Below are 18201 nucleotides of genomic sequence, written 5' to 3'. Positions count from 1 at the left end.
CCGCTACACACTTTTCCTGGAATTTCTATTCTGCCGGCTCCACATTGGTGTAGGCGGCTTCCTCCAACTCGCGCTTCAGTCGGGCTTCCTCGTGGGTCTTCGGCGTGACGAAGCGGCCAAGCAGGAGATAGGCGACCGGCGTCAGGAACAGCGTCGAGACGGTGGCCAGCCCCAGGCCGCCGACGATGACCCAGCCGAGCGCGACGCGCGCCTCGGCACCGGCGCCGCTCGCCAGCACCAGCGGCAGGCCGCCGAGCACGGTGCAGATCATCGTCATCATCACCGGCCGCACGCGGATGATCGAGGCCTGTTCGATCGCCTCGCGCACCCCAAGCCCGCGGTCGCGCAACTGGTTGGCGAATTCCACGATCAGGATGCCGTTCTTGGCCATGACGCCGACCAAAAGCACCAGGCCGATCTGGCTGTAGGCGTTGAGACTGGTGCCCGAGAGGAGAAGCGCGAAAATCGCACAGGCCAGCCCGAGCGGCACCGTCGCCATGATGATGACGGCGCTCACAAAACTTTCGAACTGGGCGGCCAGCACCAAAAGGATGATGACCAGCGCGAAGCCGAAAATGGTGACCATGGCGCTGTTGGTCTCGCCCAGCGTCGCCGCCTCGGCCAGGGGCAGGATGCGGCTGCCTGGCGGCAGCAGCGGCGTGGCGATTTGCTCGGCGCGGGCGAGCGCATCGCCAAGCGCTAAGTCGCCGCTGAGGTTGGACGTGATTGCCACCGAGGGCTGCTGCTGTTCGCGCGACAGCGACGGCGGCACGGCGCGTTCGGTCAGCGTGGCGATGGTCGACATCGGCACGAAACGTCCGTCGGCTGTTTTCAGGAAGATGTTTTCCAGATCCGTCGGATCGTTGATCGGATTGGTGGTCGAGACCAGCTTCACGCCGTAGCTGCGGTCGGCGATGTAGACGTCGACGACATCGTTGCCGTCGAGCATGGCCTGCAAGGTGTTGGCCAGTCCTGATATGTCGATGCCGAGGTCGGAGGCGCGCTCGCGATCGATGGCGACGGCGAGCTGCGGCTGCGTCGGGTCGATGGACAGGCGCGGTGTCTGGAAGCGCGGGTCCTTCTGCATCTCGGCGATGATCTTCACGGCGGCATCGCCGAGCGCCTTGCGGTCGTTGCCGACCAGCGCGAACTGCAGGCCGTTGCCGGCGCCACGGATACCCAGGCTGTTGGGCTGCACCGGGAAGATGCGCACGCTCGGCACCTGCCTGGTCAGCTGGCTGATCTCGGCCATGATCTCCTGCTGGCTGCGGCTGCGCTCGTTCCACGGCGCCAGCGTCATCACCATGAAGCCGGAGTTGTAGGAGCCGTTCTGGCCGGCATTTTCGAAAGTGCTGCGGATCTCGCCGGAATCGCGCATCGGCTGGATCAGTCTCTCGATCTTCTGCATCTGCTGCGTTGTGTAGTCGAGGCTGACGCCTTGCGGCGCGCTGATGCGCAGAAGCACGGCGGCGCGGTCCTCGGTCGGCGTCAGCTCCTGGCGGATGGTGCCGAACAGCGTGAAGGCGGTGCCGGCGAACAGCACCGCGACCAGAAGCACGATCCATGGCGCGTCGAGGCAGGCGTGCAGGCTGCGCTTGTAGGCCGTATTGAGCGCGCCGCCGATGCGGGCGCCGATGCCATGGCCACCTTCGTGGTGGAGCGATGCGCCGGTCAGCATGCGCGAGGCGAGCATCGGGCACAGCGTCAACGCCACCACGCAGGACAAGAGCACCGACATGGCAAGCACGAAGCCGAATTCGCGGAACAAGCCGCCAGTCTGGCCGGGCAGGAACGAAATCGGCACGAAGACGGCGACCAGCGTCAAGGTGGTGGCAATAACGGCAAAGAACACTTCCTGCGCGCCAAGCACAGCGGCCGCACGCGGTCCCATGCCTTCGTTGCGTCGTCGCACGATGTTTTCGAGCACGACGATGGCGTCGTCGACGACCAGGCCGGTCGCCAGCACCAGCGCGAGCAGGGTCAGGATGTTGACCGAGAAGCCGGCCAGATAGATGGCGGCGATGGTGCCGATCATGGCGACCGGCATCGCCAGGCCGGGGATAAGCGTCGCGCGCCAGTCGAGGAGAAACACCCTTGGGCAGGTTTTCCTGCAACTTGGCGACGGCGGACTGGACGCCGGTCGAGATGTCCAACGTGTTCGATTCCGCCTGGCGGATGATGCCGATGCCGATGCCGGTCTTGCCGTCCGAGCGCAACGTGGTCTGGCCGACGTCGGGGCCGAGCGTGACGGTGGCGACATCGCGGATGCGCGTCGTGCCGCCGACAATTATGTTTTCGAACTCTTCAGGCGTGGTCACGTCGGCAGTCGTGCGGACGATCAGGTCCTGGTTGGTCGTGGTGATCGAACCGGCGGGGGAATCGAAGGCGACCGAGGCAAGGGCGGCCCTGAGGTCGGCGACCGTGAAGCCGAGGCTGGCCAGCTTGTTCTGGTCGACATCGATGCGGAAGATCTTGTCGCGGTCGCCATAGACCTGAACGTCGGCAACGCCGGGCACGGCGGCCAGCTCGTCCTCGATCTGGTCCTGGACCACCACGGTCATGTCCTGGATCGACATGTTGTACGAGGTCACCGCCAGTCGCATCACCGCGTCGGAATTGGCGTCGGCCTTGACGATGCGCGGCGGATCGGCGGTGTCCGGCATCTGGTTGGCGACGCGGCCGACGGCATCACGCACGTCCGAGGCGGCGACATTCAGATCGACGCCATCGTTGAACTCGATGGTGACGCGGCTCGAGCCGAATGAGGAAGACGACGAGATCGACTTGACGCCGGAGACGCGGGCGACGGCGCCCTCGATGGTGTCGGTCAGTTCGCGATCGACGGTCTCGGCCGCCGCGCCCGCGAAGGTGGTGGAAACGGTGACCACCGCGCGATCGACGTCCGGCAGTTCGCGGATCTCGACGCCGTAGAAGGCGGCCAGGCCGGCGACCGCAATCAGTGTGTTCAGCACGAAGGCCATCACCGGCCTGCGGATGAACAGGGCGGTGAAGCCGGTCTCGCTGGCAGTGTTGGCGGGGCTGGTCATGTGCCTGCGGCGGCGTCCGCGGCGCGCTGCTCTTCGCCGGCGAGGCGGACCGCGCCGCCCTCGCTGACGCTCTGGGTGCCTTCGGTGACCACCATGTCGCCGCTGTCGATCCCGGCGTCGATCAGCACGGTCTCGGTGTTGCGCTGGATGATGCGCACCGGGACACGCTTGGCCTTGCCGTCCTCGATCTGCCAGACATAGGCGCCGTCCGAACCCCACAGGATCGCCAGCGGGCTGACGGCCGGATAGGTCTGCCCCGGGAATTTCATGGTGATGCCGAACGACATGCCGGCGCGCAGGGAATCGGCCGGATTGGCGATCTTGGCCTTGACCAGAAGGGTGCGGCTCTTTTCGTCGATGTGATTGTCTATGGCCGAAACCGTGCCGGTATAGGCATTGCTGGGATTGGCGATCGGCGTTGCCGTCAATTGCGCGCCGACCTTGACGGCGGCGGCGAAACGCTCCGGCACCAGGAAATCGACCAGGATCGAGGACCGGTCGTCGAGCGTGGCGATCGCCGACTGATTGGTGACATAGTTGCCGGCGGAGATCGGCAGAATGCCGACAGTGCCGGCGATCGGCGCCAGAATCGACCGGCGCTGCAGCGCAAGTTCCGCGTCCTGAAGCGCCAGCTTGGCGCCTGCCAACACAACCTCGGCGTCGGCCACGGCGACCGGTGTCGCGGCATTGGAGGCACGAAGCGACTTGACGCGGTCGAGCTTGGCCTGCGCATCCTGCAAGGCGAGCTTGGCCCGGTCCTGAGAGATCACTTCGGTCTCGGAATCGAGGGTCGCGATGATCTGTCCCTTGTCGACATGGCTGCCGGATTCAACCAGCAGTTCGGCGAGGCGGCCGGAACTGTAGGGATTGACGGTCACCGAGGCATTGGCACGGCCGGTGCCGATCGCCTGCAGGCGGTCGTTGATAACAGCCGCAGTGGCCGCCAGGGCGACCACGTTCACCCGCTGATTGCCGCCACTGCGGCCGTTTGCCTGCTTCGTGTTAGCGGCGCTGCTTTCCGCCGGCGGCGTTGCCGCGTAAGCCCAGTCTATGCCCCAGCGTGCGAGCACGTCCGGCGCGCTGGGATAAAAGCGCAGCCAGGCGGCTGCCGCCGCCACCAGCACAACAAGCGCAAAAAGTATCTGTTTCCAGGCGGCCATCGGCACTCCGGTTGGTAAGACAATCCTTCCGTCTACCAGTTTCCCGAAATGAAGCAGACGCAGCGAGGCTATTGTAAGGCAAGAAGCCACCCCGATATCGCGCCTTTATGACAACTCTCCGGGGGCTGCGCACATTAAATATATGTAACGTTTGAGAAAATATGCGTAACGCTTTGGATCATCGCACAGGCGCTAACGCAGACTTTCCATCTCGCGAATGCGTTTGGCGCCTTCTGCTTCCAGTTGCCTGGTGACGGCGCCGATCAGCGTTTCGGCGACGACGAAAAGGGCAGCCGATGAATCCCATGCCGACGGCACCGCGGTTCGTCCGGCGATAACATGGCGGGCGAAGCGGGCGATCGGCGACAGCCACTGGTCGGTGAAAAGCACGATCTGCACGCCACGCTGATGCGCCTTTTCGGCGAAGCGGAGGAGGCTGTCCTGATAGCGCCTGATGTCGAAAATCACCAGCACGTCGCGCTTGCCCATGTCGATCAGCCGGTCACGCCACATGCTTTCCTGGCCGGCGAGGTGAAAGACATCCGGCTGGATGATGGCGAGGTGGGCGGCCATGTAGCGCGCCAGCGGATCGGTGAAGCGACCGCCAATCAGGAAGGTCTTGCCGCGCCGGTCCGCTAGCCGGGCGGCGATGTCGGCAAGCTGTTTGTCGGACAGGTGCCTGAACGTCTCGCGCATATTGTCGAGCGTCGCTTCCAGCATCGGCGACACCGTCCCACCGCCAGGCGAGGGCGGATTGAGCGTCCTTGTCGCCGGCGATTGCAGTTGCGCCGCCAGTTCGTCCTGCAGGCTCGACTGGAATTCCGGATAGTTCTGAAAACCCAGCCGGGCGACGAAACGCAGGATCGTCGGCGAGGAGACGCCCGCCGCGGCCGAGAATTCAGCGACCGTTTTCAGGCCGATCATCGGATAGTTGGCGATCAGTGTCTGGGCCGCGCGCCGTTCGCCGGCCGGCATCGTGCCGAGGCGATCGGCGATCAGTTCGGCAATGCTGGAAATCATGTTTTCCCCACCCCTGGCCCGGCCGAAGGCCTTTTCCGAGATCGCATTTGACAAAGCCGGACAAACTGTATGAAATCATCCACAGGGACGCAATGAGGCAAAATACGTAACATACGATACAGCGCTCCCCGGGGACGGCACAGTATGGAGAAAGCACGGCCCGCCAGCCTTGCATCGTCTGATACCGTAAGGGTGACGAACCCCGGCGGATCGAGCCCTTTCGTGCTGACTTGCGATCACGCCTCGAACTTCCTGCCGGCCGAATTCGGTACGCTCGGCCTTGCCGCCGAGGACCTGTCCCGTCACATCGCCTGGGATCCCGGCGCGCTGCCGGTTGCCCGCCGCATGGCGCAGGCGCTCGACGCGACGCTGGTGGAAACTCGTATTTCTCGCCTTGTCATCGACTGCAACCGGCCACTCGACGCGCCCGACCTGGTACCGCCGGTCAGTGAGACAACGGCCATACCGGGCAATGCCGGCCTGTCGGAGAGCGAGCGGGCGGCGCGTGTTGCCCTGTCATGGCAGCCGTTCCACAACACGATTGCCGGTATCATCGACAACAGGCTGTCACAGGGTCAGCAAACCCGGCTGGTTTCGGTCCACTCCTTCACGCCGGTCTACAAGTCCATGAGCCGGCCCTGGCATATCGGCATCATCCACGACGAGGATCGCCGGCTGGCGGCGCCGCTGATATCGGCGCTGAAGCGGCTTGCCGGCGTCACCGTCGGCGTCAACGAGCCTTATTCGCCTGATGACCGCGTCTATTTCACGCTGGAACGGCATGCGCGCTCGCGCGGCCTGCCCTGCGCGATGATCGAAATCCGCAACGACGAAATCGCCGGCGAGACCGGGCAGCGGAAATGGGCGGATCTGCTCACGGGCATTTTTTCGGATCTGGAGCCAGAGGAGGCCGGATATTCCAGATCGCATTCAGTCGGAAAGTCAGTTCAATCGGCCAATTAGAACCACAGGGGAATGAAAATGGCAGGACCGGATTATACGGACGTTGACAAGAAGGAGGACCTGAAGGTTCTCCATGGCATGGGCTATGCCCAGGAACTGTCGCGAAGCATGAGCCGCTTCTCGAATTTCGCGATATCGTTCTCGATCATCTGCATCCTTTCGGGCGGCATCAACTCCTTCGCGCAAGCCACATCGTCGATCGGCGGCGCAGGTGCGGGCATCGGCTGGATCGTCGGCTGCTGCGTGTCGGGCTTCTTCGCCCTTGCCATGGCGCAGATCGCCTCGGCATTTCCGACCGCCGGCGGCCTCTATCACTGGTCGTCGATCCTCGGCAACCGCTTCACCGGCTGGCTGACGGCCTGGCTAAACCTGTTCGGCCTGATCACCGTGCTCGGCGCCATCAACATCGGCACCGCTTTCTTCTTCGTTGGAACGTTCGGAAGCTGGTTTGGCATCACCGGCACGCCGGGCGAAATCGTCGGGTTCGTCGCCTTCATCACCGTGCTGCAGGCGCTGTTCAACCATTTCGGCATCAAACTGACGGCAATGCTCACCGATGCTTCGGGCTTTCTTATCCTGGGCGCAACAGCAGTGCTGATCGTGGCCTGCCTGGTGTTCGCACCGGCAATCGACATCAGCCGGCTGTGGACGTTCACCAACTATTCAGGCGATGCGGGCGGCGGTGTTTTTCCGCAAACCGACTCCATGAGCTACCTGTTCCTGCTCTGCCTGCTTCTGCCCGTCTATACCATCACCGGCTATGACGCCTCGGCCCACACCTCCGAGGAGACCGTCAAGGCAGCACACTCCGTCCCGCGGGCGATCGTTTCGTCGGTGCTGTGGTCGTCGCTGATCGGCTGGGTGATGCTGTGCGCAATCGTTCTCGCGATCCCGGACCTGGCTGCCGGCGCCAAGCAGGGATGGAGCGTATTCTTCTCGACAATGGATGCAATCCTGCCGGTGTGGCTGAAGGAACTGCTTTATTTTGCAATCCTGATCTCGCAATTCCTCTGCGGCCTCGCCACCGTGACCTCGGCTTCGCGCATGCTGTTCGCCTTCTCTCGCGACGGCGGCATGCCTGTTGGCTCCGCGGCTCTCGCCACGGTCAACCCGACCTGGCGCACGCCGGTCAATGCGATCTGGACGGCCGCGATCCTCGAGATCCTTTATGTGTTCCTTGCCCAGTTTATTTCGATCGGCGGCACCAACATCTACACCATCGTCGTCAATTCGACGCTGGTGTTCCTGTTCCTGTCGTTCACCATCCCGATCGCACTCGGCATGGTCGCATTCGGCACGGCCAAGTGGCCCAATCCTGGCCCGTGGAACCTGGGCGCCGGACTGTTCAAGCTCTTCTGTGCGCTGTCGATTGTCGGCATGGTGATCATCTTCTACATCGCCATCCAGCCGCCGAACGACAAGGTGCTTTACATCACCATAGGCTTCATCTTGCTGACCGCCGTGCTTTGGTTCGGTTTCGAGAACCGCCGCTTCCAGGGGCCGCCGATCGGTGACCAGATTGCCAAACGCCAGGCCGCGATCAGGGCAGCCGAGGTGGCTATCGGCGAAGCTGGCGCCTGATATCGCCCTATATGGCCATGGCCGGCCTCGCGCCGGCCATGGCTACGTTTATCCCTTTCAATCGACAAGTGCTGGAGTGCCAAAGGAATGGCCGGAAATTTCTCGTTCGATCAGTTGAAGAAAGCGGTCTCCAGCGGTGAGATCGACACCGTGCTGGCCTGCATCGTCGACATGCAGGGACGGCTGGCGGGAAAACGCTTCCTGGCGCAGTACTTCGTCGATTCCGCGCATGACGAAACGCATGGCTGCAACTATCTGCTGGCCGCCGACATCGATATGGAGCCGGTGCCGGGCTACAAGGCGGCGAGCTGGTCGAAGGGCTATGGCGACTTCGTCATGAAGCCGGATCTCGCCACGTTGCGGCGCATTCCCTGGCTGGAAAAGACCGCACTCGTGATCTGCGACGTGCTCGACCACCACACCCATGACGACCTGCCGCACTCGCCGCGCGCCATCCTGAAGAAGCAGGTCAAGCGGCTGAGCGAGCGCGGCTATATCGGCTATTTCGCTTCCGAGCTCGAATTCTATCTGTTCAACGAGACATACGATTCTGCCCGCAAGAAGCACTGGCAGGGTCTCGACACCGCATCGCCCTATATCGGCGACTACCAGATCGGTATCACCACCAAGGAAGAAGGCGTCATGCGCCGGCTTCGCAATGAGATGGAAGCGGCCGGCATCCCGATCGAAAATTCCAAGGGCGAGTGGGGTCCGGGCCAGGAAGAGATCAATGTGCGCTATGCCGAGGCGCTCGACATGGCCGACCGCCACGTCATCCTGAAGAACGGCGCCAAGGAAATCGCCGAGTCCGAGGGCAAGGCGATTTCGTTCATGTCCAAGTATAATTACGGGCTCGCCGGCAATTCCAGCCACATCCACAATTCGCTGTGGAGCGCCGACGGCAAGACACCGCTGTTCTTCGACAAGACGGCCGACTGGACGCTGTCGACGCTTGGCCAGCAATGGGCCGCCGGCCAGCTCAAATACGCCAAGGAATTCACCTGGTTCCTGGCGCCCTATATCAACTCCTACAAGCGCTTCCAGGCCGGCACCTTCGCGCCGACTAAGATCATGTGGAGCGAGGACAACCGTACCGCCGGCTTCCGCCTGTGCGGCGAGGGCACCAAGGGCATCCGCATGGAATGCCGCATCGGCGGCGCCGATCTGAATCCGTATCTTGCGTTCGCAGCGCTGATCGCCGCCGGCCTTGCCGGCATCCACGAAAAGCTGGAATTGCAGAAGCCGTTCGTCGGCGATGCCTATCAGGCATCTCGCCTGCCGGAGATCCCGAAGACGCTGCGCGATGCCACCGACACGCTGGCGAAGTCGAAGATGCTCAAGCAGGCGCTCGGCGAGGATGTGCTCGAACACTATGTCCACACCGCAAAGTGGGAGCAGTTCGAATACGACCGCCGCATTACAGATTGGGAACTGCACAGAGGGTTCGAGCGGTACTAGTTATCGACTGTTCGTCGGCGCCGTCGGCGCCGTCCCTTACCCTTCCTCTCCGTGTGAAGAAAACGGAGAGGAGGCGAAGACGCTGGAGCTCCATCCTTCTCCCCGTCACTATGCGGGGAGGGGTGCCGGCAGGCGGATTAGGGGCAGCGTCAGCCCACAAGACTTTGTTGTAGAATGCGAGGACTTCCAAAATGACCGAAACGGTCAAACTCATATCCCCCATCGATGGCTCGATCTATGCCGAGCGGCCGATCGCGACCGACCAAGCGATCAACGCCGCGGTCGAGCGTGCCAAGGCGGCGCAGGAGAAGTGGGCTGAGACGCCGATCGTCGAGCGCGGCAAGTTTATGCTGGCCATGCTGGAAGCGCTGGTCGCGATGACCGACGAGATCGTGCCGGAGATCGCCTGGCAGATGGGGCGGCCCGTACGCTACGGCGGCGAGTTCGGCGGCGTCAGGGAACGCACCACCTATATGGTCGAGATCGCCGAGCAGGCGCTCAAGTCGGTGCCTGCCTCCAACCCGAAGGACGGCTTCCGCCGCTATGTGAAGAAGGACCCCCTCGGCGTCGTCATGGTGATCGCGCCGTGGAATTATCCCTATCTCACCGCCGTCAACACCATCGTGCCGGCGCTGATGGCCGGCAACACCGTCATCCTGAAGCATGCGGCGCAGACCCTGCTGGTCGGCGAGCGCTTCCAACAAGCTTTCGACAAGATCGGCCTGCCCAAGGGCGTGTTCCAGAATGTCGTGCTGAACCACGCCCAGACCGAAAGGCTGCTCGGCTCGGGGAAGATCGACCATGTCAATTTCACCGGTTCGGTCGCCGGCGGCCGCGCCATCGAAAAGGCAGCGGCTGGCACTTTCATGACGCTCGGCCTGGAGCTTGGCGGCAAGGATCCGGCCTATGTGCTGCCCGACGCCAAGATGGACCATGCGGTCGCCAATCTGGTCGACGGCGCCTTCTACAATTCCGGCCAGTGCTGCTGCGGCATCGAACGTGTCTACGTGCACGAGAAGGTCTATGACGAATTCGTCGAAGGCTTCATCGCCGAGACCAAGAACTATGTCGTCGGCAACCCGCTCGACCAGGCGACGACGATGGGACCGATGGCGCAGGCGCGCTTCGCCGACCTGATCCGCGAACAGAAGGCCGAAGCGCTGCGCAAGGGTGCCAAGGCGCACATCAATATGAAGGTGGCTAACGACAAGGCGGGTTCGCCCTATCTGGCGCCGGAAGTGCTGACAGAAGTCGACCATCAGATGAGCGTCATGCGTGAGGAAAGCTTTGGCCCGATCGTCGGCATCATGAAGGTGCGCAACGACGAAGAGGCGATCGCGCTGATGAACGACAGCCCCTACGGGCTGACCGCTTCGATCTGGACGCGCGATACCGAGCATGCGGTGGCGATCGGCAACCGCGTCGAAACCGGCACGGTGTTCATGAACCGCTGCGACTATCTTGACCCGGCCTTGGTCTGGACCGGCGTCAAGGACACCGGCAAGGGTGCGGGCTTGTCGGCCATCGGCTACGATAATCTGACCCGGCCGAAATCTTTCCATCTGCGCGAAGCCATCTGATTTATTGAAAGACAAAAATGTCCAAGCTGATCTCCAAATGGAACTATCCCACCACCGTCCGCTTCGGCGCCGGTCGCATCAAGGAATTGCCCGAGGTATTGACGGCCACCGGCATCAAGCGGCCGTTGTTCGTCACCGATCCGGGCCTGGCGAAACTGCCGGTCGTCGCCTCGACCTTGAAGATCCTCGACGATGCGAAGGTCCCTTACGGCGTTTTCTCCGAGGTCAGGCCGAACCCGGTCGAATCCAACCTGACCGCCGGCATCGCCGTGTTCAAGAAGGGCAAGCATGACGGCGTCATCGCCTTCGGCGGCGGCTCGGCGCTCGATCTTGGCAAGCTGATCGCCTTCCAGGCCGGGCAGACGCGGCCGGTGTGGGATTTCGAGGATGTCGACGACTGGTGGACGCGCGCCAACTCGGATGCCATCGCGCCGATCATCGCCGTGCCGACCACCGCCGGGACCGGATCGGAGGTTGGCCGCGCCGGCGTCATCACCAATGAGGCCACGCACACCAAGAAGGTCATCTTCCATCCCAAATTGTTGCCGGCTATCGTCATTGCCGATCCGGAGCTTTCGGTCGGTATGCCGGGCTTCATCACCGCCGGTACCGGCATGGATGCGCTGGCCCATTGCCTCGAAGCCTATTGCGCGCCCGGCTACCATCCGATGGCCGACGGCATTGCTGTCGAAGGTGTCCGGCTGGTCTTCGAGAACCTGCCCAAGGCCTATGCCAACGGCAGGGATCTCGTTGCGCGCGCCCATATGATGAGCGCCGCCGCCATGGGCGCCACCGCCTTCCAGAAAGGGCTCGGCGCCATCCATTCGCTGTCGCACCCGGTCGGCGCGCTCTACGACACCCATCACGGTATGACCAACGCGGTGTTCATGCCCTATGTTCTGGCCTTCAACCGTGACTCCATCGAGGAGCGTATCGGCCGGCTCGCCGCCTATTGCGGCATCAAGGGAGGCTTCGACGGCTTCGCCAAAGCCATCATCAAGCTTCGCAAGGAACTGAAGGTGCCGCATGCACTGCCCGGCCTTATCAAGGGGCTCGACATGGACAAGAAGCGCAAGGCGCTGATCGCCGACATGGCGGTGGTCGATCCGACTGCCGGCGGCAACCCGGTCAAGCTGACTAAAAAGGCGGCGCTGACGTTGCTCGAAAACGCCATCGCCGGCACGGTCTGAGGCGTTTTCCGCACGCAAAGTGATCTGAAAAGGGGCTATGAAAACAAAGGGGGAGGATGACGGGCAAGGCAAAAACTAGTTAGCCGGAAAAAGAATCCCGAAGCGATTGCTACATCAGGTTAAAAAGAGTTTACTTTTTCGCACTGCGAGCAGCCGCTTTCACAAAGCTTTCATCTGGCTGTCACATGAAAACGATACCGCATCGCAGGCGTCCAACGGCGTCAGTTCAACGGAGAGAACACATGTTCAAATTCACGGGGAAAGTGCTTTCCCTTTCGGCCGCGGCGCTTTTCGCGTCGACGGTGATTTCGTCCGCGGATTCGCTGGACGATCTCGTCAAGGCCGCCAAGGCGGAAGGCCAGCTCACCACCATCGCGCTACCGCATGACTGGTGCGGTTACGGCGACGTCATCGCCGGCTTCAAGGCGAAGTATCCGGAAATCACCGTCAACGAACTCAATCCCGATGCCGGTTCCGGCGACGAGATCGAGGCGATCAAGGCCAACAAAGACAACAAGGGCCCGCAGGCGCCTGACGTCATCGACGTCGGCCTGTCCTTCGGTCCGACCGCCAAGGCCGATGGCCTGATCCAGCCCTACAAGGTGTCGACCTGGGACTCGATCCCCGACAGCGCCAAGGATGCCGAAGGCTTCTGGACCGGCGACTATTACGGCGTGCTTTCCTTCCAGGTGAACAAGGACCTCGTCAAGGAAGCTCCGGCCGACTGGGCCGACCTGCTGAAGCCGGAATTCGCCAACTCGGTAGCCCTTGCCGGCGATCCGCGCGCCTCGAACCAGGCGATCCAGGCGGTTTATGCCGCGGGCCTGTCGTCAGGCGCCGCCGCCGGTGAGGCTGCCGGCACCGCGGGCCTCGACTTCTTCAAGAAGCTCAATGCCGCCGGCAATTTCGTGCCGGTCATCGGCAAGGCCGCGACGCTAGCCCAGGGCCAGACCCCGATCCTCGTCACCTGGGACTACAACGCGCTCGCCGGCCGCGACACGCTGAAGGGCAATCCGCCCGTCGACGTCGTCGTGCCGAAGACCGGTGTTGTCGCCGGTGTCTATGTGCAGGCGATCAGCGCCTACGCGCCGCATCCGAATGCAGCCAAGCTCTGGCTCGAATACCTCTACTCGGACGAAGGCCAGATCGGCTGGCTGAAAGGCTATTGCCACCCGATCCGCTTCAACGATCTCGCCAAGAACGGCAAGATCCCGGCTGACATCCTCGCCAAGCTGCCGCCGGCCGAAGCCTATGCTTCCGCCGTGTTCCCGACGCTTGACGAGCAGGGCAAGTCCAAGGAAGCCATCACCAAGAACTGGGATGCCGTCGTCGGCGCCAACGTCAAGTAACTCACACCATGCCGGGCGGCCTCGCGGCCGCCCGGTCCTTCTCTCGAAGACGGTAGCCGGCGCATGACCGATATCACATTGTCCGACCACGCTGTTACCGGGAAGACCGCGCCTCCCGCCGAGGCACGCAGCATGCGGCTGCCGACCCAGTGGCTTGGCGTTGCACCGTTCTTCATCTTCGCCATCATGTTCCTCATCCTGCCCACGCTCTATCTGATGCTGGGTGCATTCCAGAACGATGCCGGCGAATTCACTCTCGAAAACATCGCAGCGCTGGCGCAACCGTCCATCGTTGCCGCCTACTGGATTTCTATCAAGATCAGTCTTGCTTCATCGCTGATTGGCGCATTCGCGGGCCTGGCGATTGCCATTGCCATCGTGCGCGGTGGCCTGCCGGACTGGATACGTTCGGCGACACTGACGTTTTCCGGCGTGGCCTCCAATTTTGCCGGCGTGCCGCTGGCCTTTGCCTTCCTCGCCACGCTCGGCCGCCTCGGCCTTGCGACGGTGATCCTGAACACCGTGTTCGGCCTTAACATCTACGCGCATGGCTTCAACATCCTGTCATTCTGGGGCCTGACACTGACCTATGTCTATTTCCAGATACCGCTGATGGTGGTGATCATCGTGCCAGCCATCGACGGGCTGAAGAAGGAATGGGGCGAGGCAGCCGCGACGCTGGGCGCGACCATGTCCCAGTACTGGCGCATGGTGGTCATTCCGGTGATCTGGCCGAGTTTCCTCGGCACCGTGATCCTGTTGTTCGCCAACGCCTTCGGCGCCATCGCCACCGCCTATGCGCTGACCGGCTCGTCGCTCAACATCGTGCCGATCCTGCTTTATGCACAGATCCGTGGAGATGTGCTGCACAATGCCCATCTCGGCTATGCCATCGCCTTCGGCATGATCGTCATCACCGGTCTTGCCAATGTGTTCTACATCTGGTTCCGGACCCGTTCCGAGAGGTGGCTGAAATGAAGTCGGGAAAGTTCTGGGCCTGGCTCGTCTTCGCTCTTGGCGCGGCCTACTTTTTCATTCCGCTGATCGCGACCGTGGAGTTCTCGATGCGCATGCGGCGCGGGGAGTACTCCTTCGACGCGTACAAGGTCGTGTTGGGCGACGCCCGTTTCCAGGCTACCTTCGGCTATTCGGTACTGGCCGCCGTTTTCACCATCATTCTCGGTGTGCTGATCGTGGTGCCGGCCGCTTATTGGATCCGGCTTCGGCTGCCGCAATTGCGGCCGATCGTCGAGTTCATTACCCTGCTGCCGCTGGTTATCCCAGCCATCGTCATCGTCTTCGGCTACATCAGAATGTACGGGTCGAATTCGCCGCTGCCGTTCCTGGCGACCGATACAGGCACCAATGCCTTGCTGGTCATCGGCTATGCGACACTGGCGCTGCCCTATATGTATCGCGCCGTCGACACCGGGCTTCGCACAATCGACGTGCGCACCTTGACGGAGGCGGCACAGATCCTTGGTGCTGGTTGGGGAACGATCATCACCCGTGTCATCCTGCCCAACGTGCTGATCGCGGTGCTCTCGGGCGCCTTCCTCACCTTCGCCATTGTCATCGGCGAGTTCACCATGGCAAGCCTGCTCAACCGGCCCGCCTTCGGCCCGTATCTGCAGAACATCGGCGCCAACCGCGCCTATGAGCCGGCAGCGCTCGCCATCATCGCCTTCGCCATCACCTGGGGCTGCATGTCGCTGATCCAGATCCTGTCCCGTTTCGCGCCGAGATCGGCGAACCGCCCCAACTGATCGAAAAGTACTGATCGAAAGAACAACACCATGGCCGACCCGTTCCTCTCCATCCAGCACGTTCGCAAATCCTTCGGCGCCACCACGGTCGTGGAGGATTTCAATCTCGACGTCGAGCGTGGTGAGTTCGTTTCGTTCCTCGGCCCGTCCGGTTGCGGCAAGACCACCGTGCTGCGCATGGTGGCGGGCTTCGAGGAGCCGAGCGCCGGCACGATCGTCGTCGGCGGCAAGGACATTACAAGGCTGAAGCCCAACCAGCGCAATGTCGGCATGGTGTTCCAGGCCTATGCGCTGTTCCCGAACCTGACCGTAGCGCAGAATATCGGCTTCGGCCTGAAGGTCGCCGGCATGCCGAGGGCCGACATCGATGCCCGCGTCGCCGAGATGCTCGGCATCATCAAGCTGCCGCAGATGGCCGATCGCTATCCCTACCAGCTTTCGGGCGGTCAGCAGCAACGCATCGCGCTGGCCCGCGCCATCGCGCCGAAGCCGAAGCTGCTGCTGCTCGACGAGCCGCTGTCGGCGCTCGACGCCAAGGTGCGCGTGTCGCTGCGCGAGGAAATCCGCTCGATCCAGAAGAAGCTCGGCATCACCACCATCTTCGTCACGCACGACCAGGAAGAGGCGCTGTCGATCTCGGACCGCATCGCCGTGATGTATGGCGGCAAGGCCGAGCAGGTCGGCACGCCATTCGAGATCTACAACCGCCCGGCGACGAAGTTTGTCGCCAATTTCGTCGGCACGCTGAACGTGCTGGAAGGCACCGTCACCGATGCGGCTGCAGGCACGGTGCGGGTCAATTCCGAACAGGTCTCGCTCAAGGGCAAGCTCAACGGTTCCAAGTCAGGCGACACGCTGTCGCTGGCGTTGCGGCCTGAGGCAATCTCGCTCGGACGACAGCCCGGCCGCGATTCCAGCCTTTCGGGAGAGATATCCGAGGTGCATTTCCTCGGCTCGGTCATCCGGGTTCGTGTCGGCATCGGCGGCAACACGGTCTCGCTCGACACCTTCAACAGCCCGGCAACCCCGCCCCCCGCAGTCGGTGAAAAGGCCGAGATCTCGTTCTCGTCGAGCGATATGCTGGTGCTTCACTAGGCTGATGCGCTTGTTCAAAATGAATGGCTGCATCCCGGTCTGCGAAGACGGGAGGATGCTTCCGTCCGCGTGGCATGGGCTGCAATGCAGGGAAGTCCGTGTTTAAGCGAGCCCTCTATCGGTGATTTCGATGTCAGTGCGGTCGGCGCATTTGTCGATTTGGCAGGGCATCGGCGGAAGGCAATTCGCGGCATATTCCTGCCGGCTCGAGCGGGCTGGGCTATCAATAGTTTCCAGCCGCTTTGCCGCTGCCAGAATCTCGCTTCCCGGCTATAACAGGCCATGGTTCTTTTCGAACTGACACTCGTTCTGCTGTTGATCGCCGTTGCGCTTACGGCGCTGTCGCGGCGCGTGCAGGTTCCCTATCCCTCTTTGCTGGCGCTGGCAGGAGTGGCCATCGCCTTCGTGCCTGGCGTGCCGACGATCGAGATCGATCCGGAACTGGCGCTTGCCCTGTTCATCGCGCCGGTGCTGCTCGATGCCGCCTATGACACGTCGCTGCGCGATCTCAACCGTTACAGGGTGCCGCTTGTGCTGCTGGCGCTTGGTGCCGTCCTTTTCACGACAGCGACGGTTGCGCTTGCCGGCTGGGCGATGGCAGGTCTGCCGATCGCCGCGGCCATAGCGCTTGGCGCCATCGTGGCGCCGCCCGATGCGGTTGCTGCATCGGCCGTGCTTGGCCAGTTCAAGGTGCCGCATCGCATCACTGCCATTCTGCAGGGCGAGAGCCTGCTCAACGACGCCACCGCCTTGCTGATTTACCGGATGGCGATTTCGGCGGCAGCAGGTTCCATTCTGCTGAGCAGCGCCGTTCCGATGATCCTGCTGTCCACGCTCGGCAGTCTTGCGGCCGGCTACCTGCTTGGCCGGGTGTCTCTGATAACGCTGGGCCGGATCGAGGACCCGGCGAGCGGCACCGTGGTGCAATTTGCCGGCACATTCGGGGTCTGGATCCTGGCCGACAGGATCGGACTGTCGGCCATCATCACCATAGTCGTCTATGCCATGACCATCGCGCGCACCGCGCCGCGCCGCATGCCGGCCAGAAACCGCATCAGCTCTTATTCGGTCTGGGAAACGGCGGTCTTCGTGCTCAATGTGCTGGCCTTCGTGCTGATGGGCCTGCAGGCGCGTACGATCGTCGGCCGGCTTGCCGGGCAGGGGCAAACCGATGCGTTCGTCCTGGCCGGTACAGTACTTGCCATCGTCATCGTCTCACGCCTCATCTGGGTGCTGGGGTGCGGCGCGATCATCAGGTGGTTTGGTCGCTTCGGCGTAGCTGATCGTCAGCGTGACGCTCCGTCGTTTCGTGGCGGCGTGCTGATCGGCTGGTGCGGGATGCGCGGTTTGGTGACGCTTGCGGCGGCATTCGCCCTGCCGGCTGAATTCCCGGCCCGCGACCCGATCGTGCTCGCTGCCTTCACGGTCGTGCTCGGCACGCTGGTGCTGCAAGGCATGAGCCTGAAACCGCTGCTGCGCCTGCTGAACCTCGACCCTGACGAAACCGTCGACCGCGAGGTTGCGCAGGCGCGCGTCGTGGTCATGCAGGCCGCGCTGGACATATTGAGCGGCAAGACATCGGACGCGGCGGCCGCGGTGCGCGAGCAATATGCCGCTCAACGCAAGATCGCCAAAAATCCCGACGATGCCCAGGCAGCGACCGAATATGACCGCTTGCGTCTTTATGCGATCAAGAGCCAGCGCGACGCGCTGGAGGAATTGCGCCGCAATGGGACGATCGGCGACGAAGCCTATCATCGCCTTGAGGAAGAGATCGACTGGACCGAACTGGCGGCGTCGCCACCCGGCCGGTTCCAGCCGCTGAATACTTAAGACATCGCACGCCGTTTTCCGGCGCACGGAAGATACCGAAGTGCTTCGGAATCGGTGCATGATCCCGGTGAAGGGCAAGGCTGGTCCAAGCCACATCCATTCTCCTGCACATTGCAACCGCGGCATCGAACCGCTACTGCCAACACGAAATTGAGCCGG

At 62.7% G+C, this 18201-nt stretch carries 12 protein-coding genes and 1 pseudogene; 10 read left to right on the top strand and 3 right to left on the bottom strand.

The window, feature by feature from the left end; all coding sequences use genetic code 11:
- Positions 1 to 25 precede the first annotated feature (25 nt).
- From NKJ04_RS10935 to NKJ04_RS10925, 3 genes and pseudogenes are all read right to left on the bottom strand, one after another.
- Positions 26 to 3047, bottom strand: a pseudogene (locus NKJ04_RS10935) (efflux RND transporter permease subunit).
- Positions 3044 to 4207 (bottom strand): efflux RND transporter periplasmic adaptor subunit, encoded by a 1164-nt coding sequence (locus tag NKJ04_RS10930; RefSeq protein ID WP_352674861.1) that lies wholly within the window; start codon positions 4205 to 4207, stop codon positions 3044 to 3046. Before NKJ04_RS10930 ends, NKJ04_RS10935 begins: the two are co-directional and overlap by 4 nt.
- Before the next feature lie 192 nt (positions 4208 to 4399).
- Entirely contained in the window at positions 4400 to 5227 is an 828-nt protein-coding gene (locus NKJ04_RS10925; RefSeq protein WP_352674858.1) for a MurR/RpiR family transcriptional regulator, read from the bottom strand.
- A gap of 144 nt (positions 5228 to 5371) precedes the next feature.
- On the opposite strand from NKJ04_RS10925, the gene NKJ04_RS10920 reads away from it, so the two are divergent.
- The 10 genes from NKJ04_RS10920 to NKJ04_RS10875 all read left to right on the top strand — a co-directional run bounded on the left by NKJ04_RS10920 (position 5372) and on the right by NKJ04_RS10875 (position 18042).
- Positions 5372 to 6190 carry an N-formylglutamate amidohydrolase gene (locus NKJ04_RS10920; RefSeq protein WP_023810104.1) on the top strand — a complete coding sequence of 273 codons (819 nt, stop codon included), beginning with the start codon at positions 5372 to 5374 and terminating at the stop codon, positions 6188 to 6190.
- 18 nt (positions 6191 to 6208) lie between these two features.
- Complete coding sequence (locus NKJ04_RS10915) at positions 6209 to 7771, top strand: amino acid permease (RefSeq protein WP_352674855.1); 1563 nt, start codon at positions 6209 to 6211, stop codon at positions 7769 to 7771.
- An 87-nt stretch (positions 7772 to 7858) separates the two neighbouring features.
- A complete protein-coding gene (locus tag NKJ04_RS10910; protein ID WP_352674854.1) occupies positions 7859 to 9229 on the top strand; it encodes a glutamine synthetase family protein in 1371 nt (456 codons plus the stop codon).
- A 191-nt stretch (positions 9230 to 9420) separates the two neighbouring features.
- On the top strand, positions 9421 to 10809 hold the full coding sequence (locus NKJ04_RS10905; protein WP_352674851.1) for an aldehyde dehydrogenase family protein: 1389 nt from the start codon (positions 9421 to 9423) through the stop codon (positions 10807 to 10809).
- A gap of 17 nt (positions 10810 to 10826) precedes the next feature.
- A complete protein-coding gene (locus tag NKJ04_RS10900; protein WP_023810100.1) occupies positions 10827 to 11999 on the top strand; it encodes an iron-containing alcohol dehydrogenase in 1173 nt (390 codons plus the stop codon).
- Between the two features lie 242 nt (positions 12000 to 12241).
- Positions 12242 to 13348, top strand: a complete 1107-nt coding sequence (locus NKJ04_RS10895; RefSeq protein WP_127290572.1) for an ABC transporter substrate-binding protein — start codon at positions 12242 to 12244, stop codon at positions 13346 to 13348.
- 63 nt (positions 13349 to 13411) lie between these two features.
- Positions 13412 to 14326 carry an ABC transporter permease gene (locus tag NKJ04_RS10890; protein ID WP_352674848.1) on the top strand — a complete coding sequence of 305 codons (915 nt, stop codon included), beginning with the start codon at positions 13412 to 13414 and terminating at the stop codon, positions 14324 to 14326.
- Positions 14323 to 15114 carry an ABC transporter permease gene (locus tag NKJ04_RS10885; RefSeq protein WP_023759707.1) on the top strand — a complete coding sequence of 264 codons (792 nt, stop codon included), beginning with the start codon at positions 14323 to 14325 and terminating at the stop codon, positions 15112 to 15114. Before NKJ04_RS10890 ends, NKJ04_RS10885 begins: the two co-directional genes overlap by 4 nt.
- 30 nt (positions 15115 to 15144) lie before the next feature.
- On the top strand, positions 15145 to 16209 hold the full coding sequence (locus NKJ04_RS10880; RefSeq protein WP_023810097.1) for an ABC transporter ATP-binding protein: 1065 nt from the start codon (positions 15145 to 15147) through the stop codon (positions 16207 to 16209).
- A gap of 282 nt (positions 16210 to 16491) precedes the next feature.
- The gene (locus NKJ04_RS10875; protein WP_352674845.1) at positions 16492 to 18042 is read left to right on the top strand and encodes a cation:proton antiporter; all 1551 of its coding nucleotides are present in this window, start codon (positions 16492 to 16494) and stop codon (positions 18040 to 18042) included.
- Positions 18043 to 18201 lie beyond the last annotated feature (159 nt).

This window comes from Mesorhizobium sp. M0618 (assembly GCF_040320765.1).
In the GTDB taxonomy this organism is placed as follows: Bacteria; Pseudomonadota; Alphaproteobacteria; order Rhizobiales; family Rhizobiaceae; genus Mesorhizobium.
This window is presented reverse-complemented; position numbering and strand designations above follow the sequence as displayed.